This is a genomic window from Jatrophihabitans endophyticus (assembly GCF_900129455.1).
In the GTDB taxonomy this organism is placed as follows: Bacteria; Actinomycetota; Actinomycetes; order Mycobacteriales; family Jatrophihabitantaceae; genus Jatrophihabitans; species Jatrophihabitans endophyticus.
This window is the reverse complement of sequence record NZ_FQVU01000004.1, coordinates 212980-229943: the sequence shown is the minus strand read 5'-3', so window position 1 is coordinate 229943 and position 16964 is coordinate 212980. Positions and strand designations below refer to the sequence as shown.

Here is a 16964-nt window from a genome sequence, read left to right as displayed (position 1 = left end):
GTTTGGGAGGCAGGGTGAACGTCGACGGGGACATTCCTCGACGGGTCCGCGTACAGCCCCGGATCGCCGAGAGCATCGCAGCCGAGCTGCGCGAGAGGATCCTGAACGGGACCTACAGCGGCCTGCTGCCGAAGCAGGAGGCGCTGGTCGCGATGTTCGGGGTCTCGGCTCCCCCGCTGCGCGAGGCGCTGCGCATCCTCGAGATGGAGGGCCTGATCACGGTGCGGCGCGGCAAGGTCGGCGGCGCGGTCATCCACCTGCCCGACGGCGGCTCGGTGTCGCACGCGATCGGCATGACCCTGCAGGCCGAGCGCGTGCATCTGCGCGACGTCGGCGAGCTGCTCGCCAACCTCGAACCGCAGTGCGCCGCGAGCTGCGCCGGACACCCGGCGACCCGGGCGGCGCTCGCGACGCAGTTCGAGGAGAACCTGGCGCGCGCCGCCGCCTCGCTCGGGAACGGCCCCGCGTTCACCCACTGGTCCCGGCAGTTCCACGACCTCGTCGTCGCCAGCACGCCGCAGGCCACCACGCGCCTCGTCGTGCGCAGCCTGGTCGCGGTGTGGTCGGCCCAGGAGGAGACGTGGGCGCACGAGGCCGCGGAGGTCGGTCAGTACCCGACCGACTCCGAGCAGCGGACGGTCCTGAACGCCCACCGACGGATCGCCGACCGGATCCTGAGCGGCGACGCCGCGGCCGCGGAGCGCGCCGCGCGCTCGCATCTGATCGCCACGCAGAAGCGGGTCGTGGCCGAGTTCGGCGACCGTGTCGTCGACGCCTCGTCGCCGCGCGCGGTGCGCGGCCTGCGCGACGTGACCGCCCGACGCTCGGGGAACGGCCGCATGGTCGATCACCCCGACGCGGCGCCGTCGATCGCCCGGCTCGCCACCCTCTGACCGATTCGGTCGCTCAGCCCCGCGATCACGTCCTCGGCCTCCCGGACGATGCGGCCGACGAGTTCCGCGCACGGGACGACGTCGCCGACGAGCCCCTGCGACTGACCGGCCCACCACATGCCGCCGTCCAGGTCACCGTCGGCGAGCACCCGTTGCCGACCTCGCGATCCCGAGGCGAGCTCGGCGACGTCGGCGAAGGTCGCGCCAGGCCCCGCCTCGAGATCGGCGATCCGCTCGGACACCGCGTTGCTCGCGACGCGGGCGGTGTTGCGGAACGGACGGAACACGACACGGGTGTCGCGTTCGGTGTTCTCGACGATGCGCCGCTTCACGTTGTCGTGCACCGGGGCCTCGGCCGTGGCGACGAAGCGGGTGCCCATGTTCGCCCCGCACGCGCCCAGCGCGAGCGCGGCGGCGAGGCCGCGGCCGTCGGCGATCCCCCCGCTCGCGATCACCGGGACGCGGAGCGCGGCGGTGGCCGCCGCGATCAGGACGAGTCCCCCGACGTCGTCCAGGCCCGGATGACCTGCGCACTCGAAGCCGTCGATGCTCACCGCGTCGACACCCAGCCGTTGCGCGCTGAGCGCGTGCCGGACCGAGGTCGCCTTGTGGATCACCGTCGCCCCCGCCGCGCGGATCGCCGGCAGCATCCACTCCGGGCTGCGCCCGGCCGACTCGACGATCCGGACGCCGCCGTCGAGCGCGGCGGCCAGGTACTCCGCGAACGGCGTGTCGTGCACCGTCGGCAGGATCGTGAGGTTGACGCCGAAGGGACGGTCGGTGAGATCCCGGCAGCGGCGGATCTCGGCGGCCAGCGCCGCCGGATCCGGCTGGGTCAGCGCCGAGAGGAACCCCAGCGCCCCGGCCTCGGCCACGGCGGCGACCAGCTCGGCCGTCCCGACGCCCATCATCCCGCCGCAGACGATCGGGTGCTCGATTCCGGCCAGCTCGGTCAGCGCCGTCTCCATAACGGCAATCTTTACAAGTATTCGATTGGCAACTCCTCACTCGTGACCGATCACACGCGCGGTCAGCCGCCGAAGCTTGCCGCCCGCCGCGCCAGGAACGCCGCGATCCCTTCCTGGCCGTCCGCGGCGGCCGCGTGCGCGCCGATGAGCCCGGCCTCGACCGCCAGCTGCGCGGTCAGGGGCCGGGACGCGCCCTCGCGCACCAGCCGTTTCGTGGCGCGGGCGGCCCGTCGCGGCCCGGCGGCGAGGCGTCGCGCGACGTCGAGCACGGTGGTCTCGAGCTCCTCGTCGGCGACCAGGTCGTCGACGATGCCGATGCGCTGCGCCTCGGCGGCGCCCACGACGCGGTTGCTCAGCAGCAGCGCCCGCGCCCGGCGGTCGCCGACGGCGCGCGGCAGCGACCAGGACAGCCCGCCGTCGGGCGTCACGCCCAGCCCGGCGTACCCCGGTTGGAAGGACGCCTGCTCGGTGGCCACCACGACGTCGGCGGCCAGGACCAGGCTCAGCCCCGCCCCCGCCGCCCACCCGCGGACGCCGGCCACCACCGGCGGCCCCTCGGCCAGCGCGACGACGCTGCGGTGGAACTGCTCGGCGAGCCCGGTCACGAACGTGCCCGGATCGGCAGCCGCGGCCATGGCGCGCACGTCGCCGCCGACGCAGAAGTGCTCGCCACGCGCCAGCACCGCGACGGCTCCGACGCCGCCGGTGTCGCTCAGCGCCTCGCGGAGCGCGACGGCCAGCGCGGTGTCGATGGCGTTGCGGGCCGCGGGCCGGGCGAGCACGACCTCCAGGACGCCGTCACGCACCCTGCTCTCGATCCTGCTCTCGGCGCTGTCGATGGCGCTGTTCGTGGCGCTGTTCGTGGCTCGGTCGCTCACTGGCTCTCCTCGTGGTCGTGACGCTCGGCATCGTGCACCACCCGCCCGGCCTGCACGGTCGTCCGCACTCGTCGGGCGTTCGGATCGGCGAGCACGGTGGCGAGCGGTGCGTCCAGCAGCACCAGGTCGGCCGCCGCGCCGACCCGTACGCGCCGCGGTGGACCCCCCGGATCGTCCGGCCGGCCGAGGTACCCGCGCAACGCCTCCTGCGCCGACACCCGTTCCCACGGCCCGATGTCGCGACCGGACGGCGTCCTGCGCTCGGTGGCCGCCCGGATCGCGGCCCAGGGATCCAGGTCGCCGTACGGCGCGTCGCTCGAGCAGCCGACGCGCACGCCCGCGCGCAGCAACGAGCCGAACGGCCACAGCTGGTCGCGCTCCGACTCGTCCGTGCCGGCCAGGTACTCGTCGCCCCGCCGCGCCGGCAGGGACGGCTGGGTCACGACCCGCACGCCGAGGTCGGCGAGCCGGGCCACCGACTGCGGCGCGGCGACGGCGGCGTGCTCGACCCGGTCGCCGTCGACCGCACCGGCCTCGTCCAGCGCGGCCACCGTCAGCATCAGCGCGGCCGACGTGACGCAGTGGACGGCGACGGGCCGGCCGGAGTCGTGGACGGCGCGGACGCGCCGCACCAGCTCGGCCAGCGCGGGGAGATCGTGGTCGGCGACCACGATCTTGCCCGGCCCCAGGACGCAGTCGCCGGCGGCCGCCGCCGGGACGTCGGCGAGCAACGTCACGCGTTGCGGCAGGGAGCCGTCGGCCCGCGCCCGCAGGATCGTCGCGAGCGAGGCGTCGTCCAGGTGCGGTGTCGCGTCGGTGACCCCGGTGACGCCGAACGCGGCGAGCCGGGCGCCGACGTCGCGCAGGTCCGGTTCGACGCGTGCCCGCGCTCTCGACCGCACACGCCTGCCGAGCCAGGCGTCCCCCCGCCACACCCGACCGGTGACGCGACCCCGCGCGTCACGCTCGACGCTCGGGGGCAGGTGCGCGTCGTCGGTCATGCCCAGTTCGCGCAGGGCAGCCGTGTTGAGCATCCAGAGCGCCCCGCTGGAGTGCTGCACCCGGATCGGGACGTCGGCGCGGAGGTCGTCGAGGGCGGCGCGGTCGAGCAGCCCGGCCACGCTCTCGTGGTAGTCGACGCATCGCAGCCAGCCGGCGAGGGGGCGCACGTGCAGGGCCGCGGCCAACTGGTGCGGCGTCGTCACGTGTGGCGGCCCCACCCGCAGCGAGTCGGCGTGCGCGGCGGTGGCCAGCAGGTGCAGGTGATGGTCGTGCAGTCCCGGCAGCAGCGCCGCCCCGTGCCCGTCCAGCTCTGCCGGCCCGGGCAGACCGGGCGCGATCTCGGCGATCGCGCCGGCGGTGACGCGCACGTCGACCCGTCGCCAGTCGACCTCGACATCGCGGATGAGCACGCGGCGACGGTAACCGACCGCGGGCCATTGCGGCACCGGATGCCGCAACCGTAGTCTGCTGCGCGTTGCGGCACCCGGTGCCGCAACGGTCGACGACCGGCAGAGCGACGGGAGACGCGCACGTGGCGCATGCGACAAGGCAGACGGGCACGACGATCGCGATCCCCGGCGCGGCGATCGTCCGCGGTGATCGCACATGAGCGTCGTCGTCATCGGCGCGGGGCTCGGCGGCCTGCGCACCGCGGAGGCGTTACGTCGCCACGGCTGCCCCGACCCGATCACGATGGTCGGCGCCGAGTCGCATGCGCCCTACGACCGGCCGCCGCTGACCAAGGCCGTGCTCCGCGGCACCGTCGACGACACGACGCTGCCCGCGGACCTCGCCGAGCTGGGGGTGGACCTGCGTACCGGCCGACGGGCGACCGGCCTGGACACCGCCCGCCGTCGCGTGCGGCTCGACGACGGCACCGAGCTCGGGTACGAGTCCCTCGTCCTCGCGACCGGCGCCGTCCCCCGGACGCTGCCGGCCTTCGCCGGCCTCGACGGGGTACACGTCGTCCGCACCATCGACGACGCGCTGCGACTGCGCACCGCGGTCGAGCGGTCGCGACGCCTCGTGGTCGTCGGCGGCGGGTTCGTCGGCTGCGAGGTCGCGGCGAGCGCGCGCCTGCTCGGCGCCGAGGTGGACCTCGTCGAGGTCCTGCCCGCGCCGCTCGCCCGCGTGCTCGGCCCGATCGGGTCGCAGCTCGTCACCGACCTGCTCGTCGAGCAGGGCGTGCACGTGCGCGGCAACACCGGCGTCGCCGAGGTGACCGGCGACGGCGCCGTCGCCGGTCTCCGGCTCCAGGACGGCACCGAGCTCGCGACCACCGAGGTCGTACTCGGGCTCGGGGTCGTCCCCGACCTCGACTGGCTCGCCGGCAGCGGCGTCGAGACCGGCGACGGCATCGTGTGCGACGCCGTCGGCCGGACCACCGCGCCGGACGTCTGGGCGGTCGGCGACGCCGCCGCGTGGCACCACCCGCTCGCCGGGCGCCGGGTCCGGCTGGAGCACTGGACGAACGTCGTCGACCAGGCCGCCGTCGTCGGCCGCGCGGTCGCCACCGGCGAGGCCGACGAGCCGGCCGACGTCCCGTACTTCTGGAGCGACGTCTTCGACACCAAGATCCAGGCCCTCGGCTTCGTCGACCCCGCCGACGACGTGCACGTCGCGAGCCCCGGCGGACGCACCGTCCTCGTCTACTCCCGGTCGGGCCGACTCACCGCGCTCGTGGGCTTCTCCGCCGCGCGTCACGTCATGCGGCTGCGCTCGGCGGTCGCCGACCGTGCGCCGGTCGAGGAGGTGCTCGCCCTCCTCGCCGCGTGAGGGGCGAGGAACGGGAGGGGAGCGGGCGACGAGAATCGAACTCGCGTAATCAGTTTGGAAGACTGAGGCTCTACCATTGAGCTACGCCCGCGTGACGTGGGAACGCCGCGGTCAGCCTACCTAGTCCAGCTGGGCACCGAGCACCAAGACCGCCAACGCCTGCATGCCGCTGGCCGTCGTCGCGGCGACGGTGCGGGCCGGCAGCTGGAGCTCGGCGGCGACCTGCGCCTGGGTGCGCCGCTCGAAGTAGATCATCCGCAGCACCCGGGTCTGCGTCGGGTCGAGGCGGCGCAGGGCCGCGTGGACGTCCTGCGACCCCGCCACCAGGGCGGCGACGTGCGCATCCGGGTCGACCACGTCCCGGATCATGCCGATCCCGGATCACGGAACGGCCACACGGCGCGCTTCGCGGTGGCGTTCCTTCGCGTACCGGACAGCACCGCACGCGACGCTGGCAGGATGCGAGGCGTGAACCCGTCCCGCCTCACCGGCCCGCCCATGCGACTCCGTCTCGCCGGCACGCTGCTGCCCATGGTGGGCCGCGTGCGCATGTACGTCTGCGGCATCACGCCCTACGACGTCACCCATCTCGGTCACGCCGCGACCTATATCTGGGCCGACGCCGCCGAGCGGGTGCTGCGGTGGCACGGTCACCACGTCACCGTCGCGCGCAACGTGACCGACGTCGACGACGTGCTCTTCGCCGAGGCCCGCCGTCGCGGCGAGTCGCACACCATGCTCGCGACGCTGCAGCGGGCGTCGTTCGAGGGGACGATGGCGACGCTGCAGGTCCGTCCACCCGACCTGTCGCCGAGCGCCGCCCAGCACATCGGGCACGTGATCCAGCTGGCCGCCGCCCTGCTCGACCGCGGGGCCGCGTACGAGCGCAACGGCACCGTGTACGCGCGCACGTCCGGCGCGTACGCGCACGTCGGCTTCGACCACGAGACGGCCCTGGCCCGCGCGACCGAGTTCCACGACCGGCCCGACGACCAGGACAAGGACGATCCGCTCGACATCGCCGTCTGGCAGTCGAGCGGCCCCGACGACGACGTCAGCTGGCCCAGCCCGTGGGGCGAGGGTCGACCCGGGTGGCACGCGGAGTGCGCCGCCATGGTGCTCGCGCTCTTCGGCCCGACCGTCGACATCCATTGCGGCGGCGGCGATCTCGCCTATCCGCACCACGCGTGCGAGGCCGCGCTCGCCGAGGCGGCGACCGGGGTCGCGCCGTTCGCGCGCAGCTGGTTGCGCGCCGGTGTCGTCTCCGTCGACGGCCGCAAGATGGCGAAGTCGACGGGCAACCTCGTGCTGGTGCAGGACCTGCTGCGCGACCACTCCCCCGGAGCGGTCCGGCTGCTGTGCCTGAACCGGCGCTGGAGCGATCCGTGGGAGTACAGCGCCGCCGAGCTCGTCCGCGCGGAGGAGACGCTCGAGCGGTTGTACGGCGCCGCGGCGAGCCCCGGCTCGGCTCCCGGCGCCGCGGCCGTCCCCGCCGCGCTGCTCGACGACCTCGACGTCCCCCGAGCGCTCGCCATCGCCCTGGACGACGGCGGGCAGGCGGCCCGCACGTTCATCGAGCTGCTCGCGCTGGGCTGACGTCTGGTTCGCCCCGACCGAGGGGCGGGTAGGCCATCGGACGGAGACTTTCGACGAAGGAGACAACCCCACGTGAGTGCAGTACCTGACATCCTGCTCAACAACGGCAAGACCATCCCGCAGTTCGGGTTCGGCGTCTTCCAGATCGAGCCGAAGGACACCGTCGAGGCCACCACCCGCGCCCTCGACGCCGGCTACCGCCACATCGACACCGCGCAGATGTACGGCAACGAGCGCGAGGTGGGCGAGGCCGTCTCGCGCTACGAGATCGACCGTGGCGACGTGTTCGTCACGAGCAAGCTCAACAACGGCTTCCACCGCCCCGACGACGCCAAGCGCGCGTTCGACGAGACGCTCGAGAAGCTCGGCAGCGACTACGTCGACCTCTTCCTCATCCACTGGCCGTTGCCGACCCGCTACGACGGCGACTACGTGTCGACGTGGAAGACGCTCGAGGAGTTCTACCGCGAGGGACGGGCCCGTTCGATCGGCGTCTCGAACTTCAACCCGCACCACCTGCGCCGGCTGCACGAGGAGGCCGAGATCGTGCCCGCGATCAACCAGATCGAGGTGCACCCCTATCTGACCCAGGACGACGTCCGCGCGTTCTGCGGCGAGCACCAGATCGCGGTCGAGGCCTGGTCGCCGATCGCCCAGGGCGCCGTCCTCGACGACCCGGTGATCAAGGCCGTCGCGCAGAAGTACGACAAGACCGTCGCGCAGGTCGTCCTGCGCTGGCACATCGAGCGCGGCGACATCGTCTTCCCGAAGTCCACTACCCCCGAGCGGATCGTCGAGAACTTCGACATCTTCGACTTCGAGCTCGCCGGCGACGACGTCGAGACGATCAGCTCGGTGAACCGCAACGAGCGCACCGGGCCCGACCCGGACACCTTCGACTTCATCCCGGGCTGACCTCCCGCACGACGATCCCCCACTGACGATCGTCGCGTCGGTGCGCGAAGATCGCAGGATGACGCAGGACGACGAGCGGCCGCGACGGCGTCGGCGGCGGCGCCCGAGCACCGCCCCCGGCGCGCCGGCCGCGTCGTCGACGCCGTCGTCACCCCCTCCGTCGCCGTCCGGGAAGCGACGCGACGCGGCTGCCGACCGGGCCCTCCGCGACGTCGTCGGGTCCGGGGCGTCGCAGCTGTCGGCGAGCCGGGCGTTGCGGGCGCGTGACCTGCACCGCCCCACCGACGACGAGCTCGCCGCCGCCGAGCGCGACGTCCAGCTGGTCCGCCGGAACTGGCAGCCGACGACGTGAGCCAGGACGACGGCGCGGGCGGCGCCGACGACGAGGCCTGGGCGCCCCGACGCACGGCCGAGCGCCTGGGAGCACCGCCACTGCTCGCCGGCTACCGCGACGCGGTGATCGTCGCCCGCGGCGGCGACAGCGTCGTCTACCGGGCGCACCAGAAGTCGGCGGGCCGCGACGTCGCGATCAAGGTCGTGCAGCTGGCCGACGCCGGCGACGAGGACGGCGCCGCCGCGCTCGCCCGGTTCCGTCGCGAGCTCGAGATCACCGTGCGGCTCGGCCGCCAGCACCCGCACATCATGACGGTGCTCGCGGTCGCCACGACCGTGGCCGGCCAACCGTGCCTGGTCATGGACTACGTCGAGCTCGGCTCGCTGCACGACCGGCTGCGCGAGCACGGGCCGCTCCCCGTCCACGAGGTCGTCGCCGCGGGCTCGGTCGTGGCCGACGCGCTCTCCTTCGCCCACGAGCAGGGCGTGCTGCACCGCGACGTCAAGCCGCAGAACGTGATGGTGCTGCCGACGTCCTTCGTGCTGGCCGACTTCGGGCTCGCCCGCGCCGTGGACGCCGGACACTCGTCCTCGCTGGAACGCTTCTCCTACCGGCACGCCTCGCCGCAGATCCTCGACGGGGAGCCGCCCACCGTCGCCGACGACGTCTACTCGCTCGGCTCGACGCTGTTCACCCTGCTCGACGGTCGCGCCCCCTTCGCGGCGGACGACCCCGACGAGGACTCGGCCCTGGGATACCTGCGCCGCGCCCGGACGGCGACCCCGCGCCCCCTCACCCGCGACGACGTCCCGGTCGGGCTGGCCGCCGTCGTCGCCCGCTGCCTGTCCCGCCGCCGCGAGGACCGCTTCGCCACCGCCGCCGAGCTGCGCGACGCGCTCGCCGCCGTTCCCACCGAGACCCGCAGCTGGGCGCCCGCTGCTCCCGGCACACCGGCCCCCGACACACCCGCCCCCGACACACCCGCCCTCGACACACCCGTCGCGCCGCCGCCCACGACGGCGCTTCCCGACCCGCAGCCCGACCCGCAGCCCGACCCGCAGCCGGTGGCCGTCTCGGCCCTCGCCCACCTCGCCGGCCCGACCGGGACCGGCGACCCCGAGGCGACCGCGGCCCGGCCCACCGAGCCGGTGGCCGCCCCCGCCGGCACCGCCCCCGCCGGCACCCCGTCCGCCGGCTCCGGCGCCACGCGGCGGTGGGCGATCACCGGCGCGGTCGTCGCCGTCGCCGCGGTGGCCGGCGTGCTGATCGGCATCCTGCGCGGCGGGGGTGACGACCGGCAGACGGGCAGTTCCGCCACGCCCACGCCGACGCGGTCGACGCAGCCGGTGGTCGTGGTCCCCAGCGTGACGGCGACACCGACCGGGCCGAGCGGCAGCGCCGTCTTCGACACCCGACTCGCCCCCACCATCACCCGGCTCACCCGCGACGGCGCGCGCGTCGACCTGCGCTGGCGCCAGCCCGCGAGCGGCGGCGCGGCCCCGGTGGTCGTCTTCCTCGACGACGGGTCCGGACGCCGCGCGCTCGCCACCGTGCCCGCCGGCCGGCACAGCATCACCCTCGCCGGCTTCCCCCGCGGCCGGCACTGCGTCCGGCTCGCCGCCGTCACCACGACCGCCACGGGCGACACCGTGTTCGGCCTGTCCCGACAGCAGTGCACCGCCCGCTGACGCAGCTCGGCGGGGTGAGTGGTCGCGGTGTCACACGGCCCGTGTGCACGCCGTGTACGGACCGCATACGGGCTGCATACGACCTGCATACGGGCTGCACACGGGCTGCACACGGGCTGCACGCGGGCTGTCCTACACCGCGCCCGAGGGCGGTAACGGCGTCGGGTCAGCGACGACGCGCCAGCAGCGGGCGCGGGTCGAGCGGCAGCAGCGGGCGCCGGTAGCGGGGCACGCCCGCGCGGGCCCGGCGACGCAGCACCCGCACGTGCCCCCACACCGGGGGCGACACGGCGGCGTCCGGGGCGAAGGCCTCCCGATCGGCGGCCGCGGCCACGACGGCGGCGGCGTGAGCGCCGTCGTCGCCGAACAGGTCGCGGGCGTCGGCCGCGACCTCGGGCGCGGGACGGCCGGGGGCGGGGCGGTGGTCGGCCAGCACGAGCAGGTCGACGATCTCCGCCCACGCGCCCCGGGCGCCGGCGCGCTGGTGACGTCGCCGGCGCAGCGCGCGCAGCAGGAGCAGCAGTCCCATCAGCACCACCAGGACGGCGCCGGCGAGCGCCACCGCGACGACCCAGGTCGCGGGGCCGGTGCGGTTTGCGGCGGCGGTGGCGCCCGGGGCGCGGTGGCCGGGGGTGATCGCGCCGGTGTTGCCGGGGCGGACCGGAGGGTCGTCGGGCGCCGTGGCCGCGGCCTTCGACAGCCGCTGCAGCACGTCGTCGCGCAGGCTGCCGCCGGGGCCGGAGTCGTCGCTGCCGGGCGTGGGCGCGAACGCCACCCAGCCCGCGCCGGCCAGGTAGACCTCCGGCCACACCGTGGCGTCCGCGCCCGTCACGACGACGGTGCCGTCGGCGGCGGGGCGGCCGAGGTCGAAACCCACCGTCAGCCGGGTCGGCAGTCCGACCTCGCGACCGAGGACGGCGAAGGCGGCGGCGAACTGCTCGGCGGTGCCGACACCGGCGCCGGCCGTCCCGGCCCTGCCGAACAGGAAGGTCGACAGCCGACCGTAGGACGAGCCGGTCGGCGCCGAGGGCTCGACCCGGCGCTTCGCCGACACCGCGTTCTCGAGGGCGATGGCCTCCTCGAGCGGCGTCGAGGCCCCACGGACGGCGGCCCGGGCGTACTCGGCGAAGGCGATCGGCGCGCGCGGGAGCGCGAGGTAGCGCGGCGGCACCGAGGTCGGCACCGCTGCCGCGGCGAGCTGCCCCCGCGTCGGGGCGGCGACGCGCCCGGCGACCTCGTACTGCAGCCCCGGCCGTACCTGCCCGGGGCGCGCCAGGGTGCCGTCGTCGGCGTCGACGAGCACGTCGTCGAGCGAGGACGCGGCGGCCACGCCGGGTGCGGGCAGCCAGAGGCCGCCGAGCCGGTCGAGCCGGACGGTCGCGCGCGCGGCCACGTCCCGGGTCGGCCGGGGCAGGTCGCCGCCGCCGGCCAGCCCGAGCTGGCGGTAGCGCGCGTCCACCTCCCACGCCGCGCCGGTGAACGTGGACAGCGTGGCCAGATGCAGGCGGTCGGTGCCGGTGACCCGGGCCCGCAGGATGCGCACGGTCGGGTTGGCGGTCCAGGTGCGCAGCTGGACGAGCGGACTGGCCTGCGGCAGCCGCACCGTCGGCGGCGTCACGTGCTGGCGTGGGTCGAACGCCCCGGTCGGGACGAGGGCGGCCAGCCCGAGCGCCAGCGCGCCCACCACCAGCACCGGGACGACGGCCACCGGGCGCCATGCCGGCCCGTCGGCGCCGCCACGCAACCACGGGTGCGACCAGCCGGCGACGATCATCACCACGAGACACACCGCGACGATCCCACGCGGATCGGCCGTCCCCGCCGACAGCAGCTGGGCGGCGGCGTAGAGCAGCGCGGCACCGGCGACCGGCGCGAGCAGCCCCGTCGCCGGGGCGCGGGGCGGCACGGCCGCCGGCGCACGGGTCAGCACGGCCGCGGCGACCACGGCCGCCACCACGGCGGTCAGCAGCGCGGGCGGCACGAGCAGGACGGCGTCGGCGGGCGCCGGTCGGGCGGTGGTCAGCAGCCGCGGCACCGCGTCGCCGAGCCCGACGCCGTCGCGGCGCAGCAACCACCACGCCAGCGCGGTCGACGCGGCGATCACCACCAGCGCGGCCCCGTTGGCCCCGAGCCGGGTCCGTTGCCCGAGCGCGACCGCGCCGAACGGCAGGCCGACCGCGACCAGCACGACGAGGACGGCCGCGAACCCGGCGACGGAGGCGGTGAAGCCGAGCGCCGCGACCGCCAGCAGCGCGACCGCCCAGCCGGCCCGGACCCGTGTCGGGCGGCCCGCGCTCACGACACCACCGCGTCCCACGCCTGGAGCAGGTCCTCCGCACGGGGACCGCGCAGCACGAGCACGGCGCCGTGCGCCGAGACCTCGGTCGAGTGCGCGTCCAGCACGAGCGCGACGCCGAGCGAGGCCCGGGCCGCGTCGGCGACGAGCGCGTCCGGTGCCGCCCGCGCACCGGTCACCACGACGACCACGTCGAGGTCGCGCAGGGGCGGTGACCCCGGGCCGTCCGTCGCCGTCGCCCGCAGCTCGGCCAACCCGCGCAGCAGCAGCTCCGCGCCCGGCGCGAGCATGCCGGGCGGCGCGGCGGGCACGTCGACGTCGAGCTCGCCGGAGACGCTGACCAGCCGGATCGGGTGCCCGGCCTCCACGACGGTGGCGGCCAGCGACGCGGCGACCTCGACGGCGTCCTCGAACTGCTCGCCGGCGTAGCGGTCCGCCCGGTCGTCCACCACCACGGTCAGGTGGGGCCGGGCGGGATCGGCGTCCTCGCGCACCATCAGCGTGCCGCTGCGCGCGCTGGTGGCCCAGTGCACGCGGCGCAGGTCGTCACCCGGCGTGTACTCACGCAGCGCGACGAGATCGGTCCCGCCGCGTTCGACGCGTTCGTCCGCACCGACGTGTCCCCGCCGGACCCCGGCGGGCAGGCCGAGTACCGGCAGCACCCGCGGCAGGACGTGCACCGTCACCGCCGACCCGACGACGCCCTGCGCCACCGCGAGGCCGGCCACCCCCACCCGCCGCAGCCGCAACGGGCCCACCTCGATCCGACCGCGCCGGCTCGTCGGAATGTCGTAGCGCGCCTCGACGACCGCGCCGGGACGCAGTCGCGGGACGACCACCGGCACCTGCCGGTCCCCGATGCGTTCGAGCGCGTCGAGGCTCACCGCGAAGCGCTCGCCGCCGCTGCGTACCCGCAGCGTCGCCGTGCATGCGGCGTTGCGAGCCACCCGCAACGGCGCCACCCGCCGCTCGGGGAGCACGGGGGCGGGCAGCAGCACCGAGGCGACCGCGGCGACGACGAGCAGCAGCAGCGCGGCGCCGAACGCGACGAGTCCCGGGTAGCGGCCCCAGCCGCCGCCGACGAGGAGCGCGGCGCCGAGCACCGCGGCCAGCACCCCCCGGGCGGTGGGACGCAGGGACAGCCGCAGCCCCGACCCGGCCGACTCCTCGGTCACCGCCGTCAGTCCGCGGTGGGACGGGGCACCGGCGTCGCGGCGAGCACGTCGGCCAGCACCTCGGCGGTGTCCGCTCCGCCGACCGCGGCAGCGCGGGTGAGCTGCACCCGGTGCCCGAGCACGGGGCCGGCCAGCTGCTGCACGTCGCTGGGCACCACGTAGTGCCGGCCCGACGCCGCGGCGCGCACCTGCGCGCAGCGGACGAGGGTGCGCAGTCCGCGCGTGCTCACCCCGAGGCGCAACCGCTCGTCGTCCCGCGTCGCCGCGCCGAGCTCGCGCACGTAGCGCAGGATCGGGTCGGCCACGTGGACGTGCGTCAGGCGCGCGCTGTGCCCGGCGACCGTCTCGGGCGTCGTCACCGCCGGGACGTCGGCGACGGCACCGGCCCGGCCGCCCGGGCGCAGCACGGCGATCTCGTCCTCGACGTCGGGGTAGCCGAGCGCCGTGCGGATCGCGAAGCGGTCGAGCTGCGCCTCCGGCAACCGGTAGGTGCCGTCGAGGTCGACCGGGTTCTGCGTCGCGACGACGAGGAACGGGTCCGGCACGGCGTGCGGGACGCCGTCGACGGTGACCGTCCGCTCCTCCATGACCTCGAGCAGCGCCGACTGCGTCTTGGCCGCGGCCCGGTTGATCTCGTCGGCGAGCACGACGTTGGCGAACACCGGGCCGGCGCGGAACGCGATGTCGCTGGTGCGCGGGTCGTAGACGGCGGTCCCGGTGACGTCCGAGGGCAGCAGGTCGGGCGTGAACTGCACCCGCCGCGACTGCCCGCCGAGTGCGGCGGCGACCGAGCGGGCGAGCGTCGTCTTGCCGGTGCCGGGGACGTCCTCGAGCAGCACGTGGCCGCCCGCGAACAGCGCGGTCAGCACCAGTTCGATCGTCAGCCGCTTACCCCGCACGGCGATCTCGACGGCCTCGGCCACCTCGGCGTGCAGCGTGCGGAACGCCGCGACGTCCGACTCGGCCAGCCCGGCACCGCGGGGTTCGACGGTCGCGGTCACCGGGTCCTCCGCAGCCACGCGCCGAGCGCGGGCCGGTCGGCCGCCGGGAGCAGCGGCGCCTGCTTGAACGGGATCTGGCAGTTCGGGCAGCGCGGCGGCTCGTTGCCGTCGCACACCGGGCGCAGCATGGGTGCGCCGGTGAGCGACCGCTCGTGCACCGAGTTCAGGCAGATCTGGTTGTACCGCACCTTCTGCTGCGCGTGCGCGGACTCGACGCTGCGACCGCTGTCCGAGGCCACCACCCAGAACTCGTGCGTCTCGGAGTCCAGGTACTGGTAGTCGCGCGTCTCGCCGTTGGCGTTGCACGGGACGGTGCCCTCGTCGGTGCCGTCGGCGAACAGCGTGCACGTGCCCGGGAACGCCGCCCAGTCGGCCGGCGCCGTGATCGTGAGATGTGCGATCGCGGGCGTGCTGCTGGCGTCGCTCCCCGTCGTGGCCGTCGTCGTGATCAGCGTCTCGCCGCCGGCGGGCATGGCCACCGGGGCCGGCGTGTTCGGCGGCGGGGGCGGCGGCGCCTCGGTGGTCGTCGGCTGGGCCGGCGGCTGCGCGGGCGGCTGCGCGGGCGGCTGGGCCGGCGGTTGCGCCGGCGTCTGCGCGCTGACGGTGTAGGTGCCCGACGCGGCGGCGCCGCCGCCGGCGACGTTGCGCGGCGTCACCGTGACGGTGCCGGTGCAGCCGTCGGCGCACGGGACCGTGAGCGTCGTGTTGAGGTTGCCGGTGGTCCGCGTGGCCGAGCCGCCGGCACTGACCGCGTAGCTGACCCGGGCGCCGTTCGCGGTCGCCGCCGTCCACGTGACGGCCAGGGTCGCCGCCCCGTTGCTGACGCCCTGCGGCGTGACGGTGACGCCCGACGCCGCACCCGGCGTCGTGGACGTGGTCACCACGTTGGTGGTGACGTCGACCTTGGCGTTGTGGACGTGGAAGGACGTCGTCGTCCCCGGGTCGAGGACGGTGACGGTCGCCGACGTACCGCCGACCGGGACGGTCGCGACGTCGTCGCCGGACGCGGTGGCGGTGACGACGGTGGCGCCGGCTCCGGGTTCGGCGTCCCAGCGGACGAGGACCGAACCGTCCGGTCGCACGCTGGCCGTGGCGCCGACCTCGGCGACGGGTCCGTCGGAGACCGGCGCGCCGCTCGGCCGGCCGCTGCCGGGTCGCTCCCCGTCGCGGCCGCCCGAGCCGCGCGGCGAGACACCGCGCGGGCCGTCGTGACCGCCGTCGCGACCGTCGTCGTGGCCGCCGCTATTCGTGTGCTTGGGCGGCTCGGGCTTGGGCGGGGCGGGCGGCGCCGGGGGCGGCGTGTTCGGGTTCTGCACGCCGATGCCGGGCGCGACGGTCGGGAAGTCGTGCCTGCTGCCGGACCGGTCGACGACGGTGGCCCGCCCGGCGCCCGGCACGTCGATGAGCAGTCGCCCGCCGCTCACGGTGAGCTGCGGGTCGCCGCCGGCCGGGGTGGGGATGGCGGCGCCGACCTGCCTGCCGTCGGCGTCGAGCACGAGCACCCGGCGGGCGCCCGAGCAGGGCACGTACACCTTGCCGTCGAAGACCGTGGGCGTGAGCGGGTGGGTGCAGCCGTAACCGGAGACGTCGTCGACGACGGCGTCCTGCGGACCGACGATGACCACCGACGACGTGCCCGGGTCGGCGACCGGCACGAGACCGTCGGGGCTGCGCTGCGGCCCGTGCAGCGGGCCGTGGATGTTCGGGGCGTCCAACCGGGCGTCGCGGCCGGTGCCGACGCGCACGATCGCGCCGCGCGAGCCGACGAGGGTGACGCCGCGGTCGTGGCCGACGATGACCGAACCGGGGCCGGCGCCCTGGACGGTGCGCGTCGAGACCGGCGCGAGGGAGCTGCCGCGCCAGTGCAGGTTGACGAGGTGCTGCGAGTCGTCCAGCGCCCACACGTCGTGCGCGCCGTCGACGCCGATGTCGACCAGCGGCCGGCCCGCGGACCACGGCCGGCCGACGTCGGCCTGGGTGGCGGGGTCGACCGCGCGGACGGTGCCACGCGGTAGGTCGGCGACGTAGAGCCGCGTGCCGGCGAGCAGGACCTTGACGCCGCCGCCGGCGCGCTCGGTGCGCGACCCGCCCACGAGCAGCGTCCCGAGATCGATGCTGGTGATCTTGCCGGTCTTGCGGTCGACGACCACGAGCTGGCCGTTGCCCTGCTGGATCGTCAGCGTGCTGCCGGGGTCGGCGACCTGTAGCCGGACGTTCGCCCGGCCGAGCACGGGGTCGACCTGGACGAGCTGGCCGCGGGTGCCGTCGGGCAGCCAGGCGAGGTCGTAACCGGACTTGGCGTCGTGGCTCGCGACGCCACTGCCGAGGGTCATGCCCCCGGCGGCCGCCGCGGCGGCGAGCAGCAACCCGAGCTGGGCCGACCCGCGCCGGCCGCGGACGATGCCGCGCGCCCGGCGCCGCAAGGACTCGACGGTCATTCCG

General features: G+C 75.8%; 14 protein-coding genes and 1 tRNA gene. 6 read left to right on the top strand and 9 right to left on the bottom strand.

All coding sequences use genetic code 11. The annotated features are described in order from the left end of the window. The first annotated feature begins 14 nt into the window (after window positions 1-14). On the top strand, window positions 15-893 hold the full coding sequence (locus BUE29_RS15670; protein ID WP_073391368.1) for a FadR/GntR family transcriptional regulator: 879 nt from the start codon (window positions 15-17) through the stop codon (window positions 891-893). On the opposite strand, the gene BUE29_RS15665 is transcribed toward BUE29_RS15670, so the two are convergent. The 3 genes from BUE29_RS15665 to BUE29_RS15655 all read right to left on the bottom strand — a co-directional run bounded on the left by BUE29_RS15665 (window position 848) and on the right by BUE29_RS15655 (window position 4151). After that, window positions 848-1861, bottom strand: a complete 1014-nt coding sequence (locus BUE29_RS15665; RefSeq protein WP_084181220.1) for an NAD(P)H-dependent flavin oxidoreductase — start codon at window positions 1859-1861, stop codon at window positions 848-850. The two genes, BUE29_RS15670 and BUE29_RS15665, sit on opposite strands and share 46 nt — an antisense overlap. A 62-nt stretch (window positions 1862-1923) precedes the next feature. Continuing rightward, window positions 1924-2739 carry an enoyl-CoA hydratase/isomerase family protein gene (locus BUE29_RS15660; RefSeq protein WP_084181218.1) on the bottom strand — a complete coding sequence of 272 codons (816 nt, stop codon included), beginning with the start codon at window positions 2737-2739 and terminating at the stop codon, window positions 1924-1926. Continuing rightward, on the bottom strand, window positions 2736-4151 hold the full coding sequence (locus BUE29_RS15655; RefSeq protein ID WP_073391366.1) for an amidohydrolase family protein: 1416 nt from the start codon (window positions 4149-4151) through the stop codon (window positions 2736-2738). The genes BUE29_RS15660 and BUE29_RS15655 overlap by 4 nt, the downstream gene beginning before the upstream one ends. Window positions 4152-4347: 196 nt before the next feature. Here BUE29_RS15655 and BUE29_RS15650 point away from each other — a divergent pair, with 196 nt between their 5' ends. Then, the gene (locus BUE29_RS15650; RefSeq protein ID WP_073391365.1) at window positions 4348-5517 is read left to right on the top strand and encodes an NAD(P)/FAD-dependent oxidoreductase; all 1170 of its coding nucleotides are present in this window, start codon (window positions 4348-4350) and stop codon (window positions 5515-5517) included. Between the two features lie 20 nt (window positions 5518-5537). Here the strand turns inward: BUE29_RS15650 and BUE29_RS15645 are convergent. Next, window positions 5538-5608, bottom strand: a tRNA-Gly gene (locus tag BUE29_RS15645). A 29-nt stretch (window positions 5609-5637) separates the two neighbouring features. Then, window positions 5638-5874, bottom strand: a complete 237-nt coding sequence (locus BUE29_RS15640; protein WP_159440884.1) for a sigma factor-like helix-turn-helix DNA-binding protein — start codon at window positions 5872-5874, stop codon at window positions 5638-5640. Window positions 5875-5976: 102 nt separating this feature from the next. Here BUE29_RS15640 and BUE29_RS15635 point away from each other — a divergent pair, with 102 nt between their 5' ends. The 4 genes from BUE29_RS15635 to BUE29_RS15620 all read left to right on the top strand — a co-directional run bounded on the left by BUE29_RS15635 (window position 5977) and on the right by BUE29_RS15620 (window position 10050). Further along, window positions 5977-7113, top strand: a complete 1137-nt coding sequence (locus tag BUE29_RS15635) for a cysteine--tRNA ligase (protein WP_407657333.1) — start codon at window positions 5977-5979, stop codon at window positions 7111-7113. A gap of 72 nt (window positions 7114-7185) precedes the next feature. After that, the gene (locus BUE29_RS15630) at window positions 7186-8028 is read left to right on the top strand and encodes an aldo/keto reductase (RefSeq protein ID WP_073391363.1); all 843 of its coding nucleotides are present in this window, start codon (window positions 7186-7188) and stop codon (window positions 8026-8028) included. Between the two features lie 58 nt (window positions 8029-8086). Then, window positions 8087-8380, top strand: coding sequence for a hypothetical protein (locus tag BUE29_RS15625; RefSeq protein WP_073391362.1), 294 nt, complete (start codon window positions 8087-8089; stop codon window positions 8378-8380). Further along, on the top strand, window positions 8377-10050 hold the full coding sequence (locus tag BUE29_RS15620) for a serine/threonine-protein kinase (RefSeq protein ID WP_073391361.1): 1674 nt from the start codon (window positions 8377-8379) through the stop codon (window positions 10048-10050). Before BUE29_RS15625 ends, BUE29_RS15620 begins: the two co-directional genes overlap by 4 nt. A gap of 166 nt (window positions 10051-10216) precedes the next feature. Here the strand turns inward: BUE29_RS15620 and BUE29_RS15615 are convergent, their stop codons facing one another. Genes BUE29_RS15615 through BUE29_RS15600 form a run of 4 tightly spaced genes read right to left on the bottom strand, consistent with a single transcriptional unit; the run spans window position 10217 to window position 16960 of the window. Then, the gene (locus BUE29_RS15615) at window positions 10217-12349 is read right to left on the bottom strand and encodes a transglutaminase-like domain-containing protein (protein WP_073391360.1); all 2133 of its coding nucleotides are present in this window, start codon (window positions 12347-12349) and stop codon (window positions 10217-10219) included. Next, window positions 12346-13521 carry a DUF58 domain-containing protein gene (locus tag BUE29_RS15610; protein ID WP_200800247.1) on the bottom strand — a complete coding sequence of 392 codons (1176 nt, stop codon included), beginning with the start codon at window positions 13519-13521 and terminating at the stop codon, window positions 12346-12348. Before BUE29_RS15610 ends, BUE29_RS15615 begins: the two co-directional genes overlap by 4 nt. A 5-nt stretch (window positions 13522-13526) precedes the next feature. Continuing rightward, window positions 13527-14522: an AAA family ATPase gene (locus BUE29_RS15605; RefSeq protein ID WP_084181290.1), complete on the bottom strand. Its 996-nt coding sequence runs from the start codon at window positions 14520-14522 to the stop codon at window positions 13527-13529. Next, a complete protein-coding gene (locus BUE29_RS15600; protein ID WP_073391359.1) occupies window positions 14519-16960 on the bottom strand; it encodes an NHL repeat-containing protein in 2442 nt (813 codons plus the stop codon). The genes BUE29_RS15605 and BUE29_RS15600 overlap by 4 nt, the downstream gene beginning before the upstream one ends. Window positions 16961-16964: the final 4 nt, after the last annotated feature.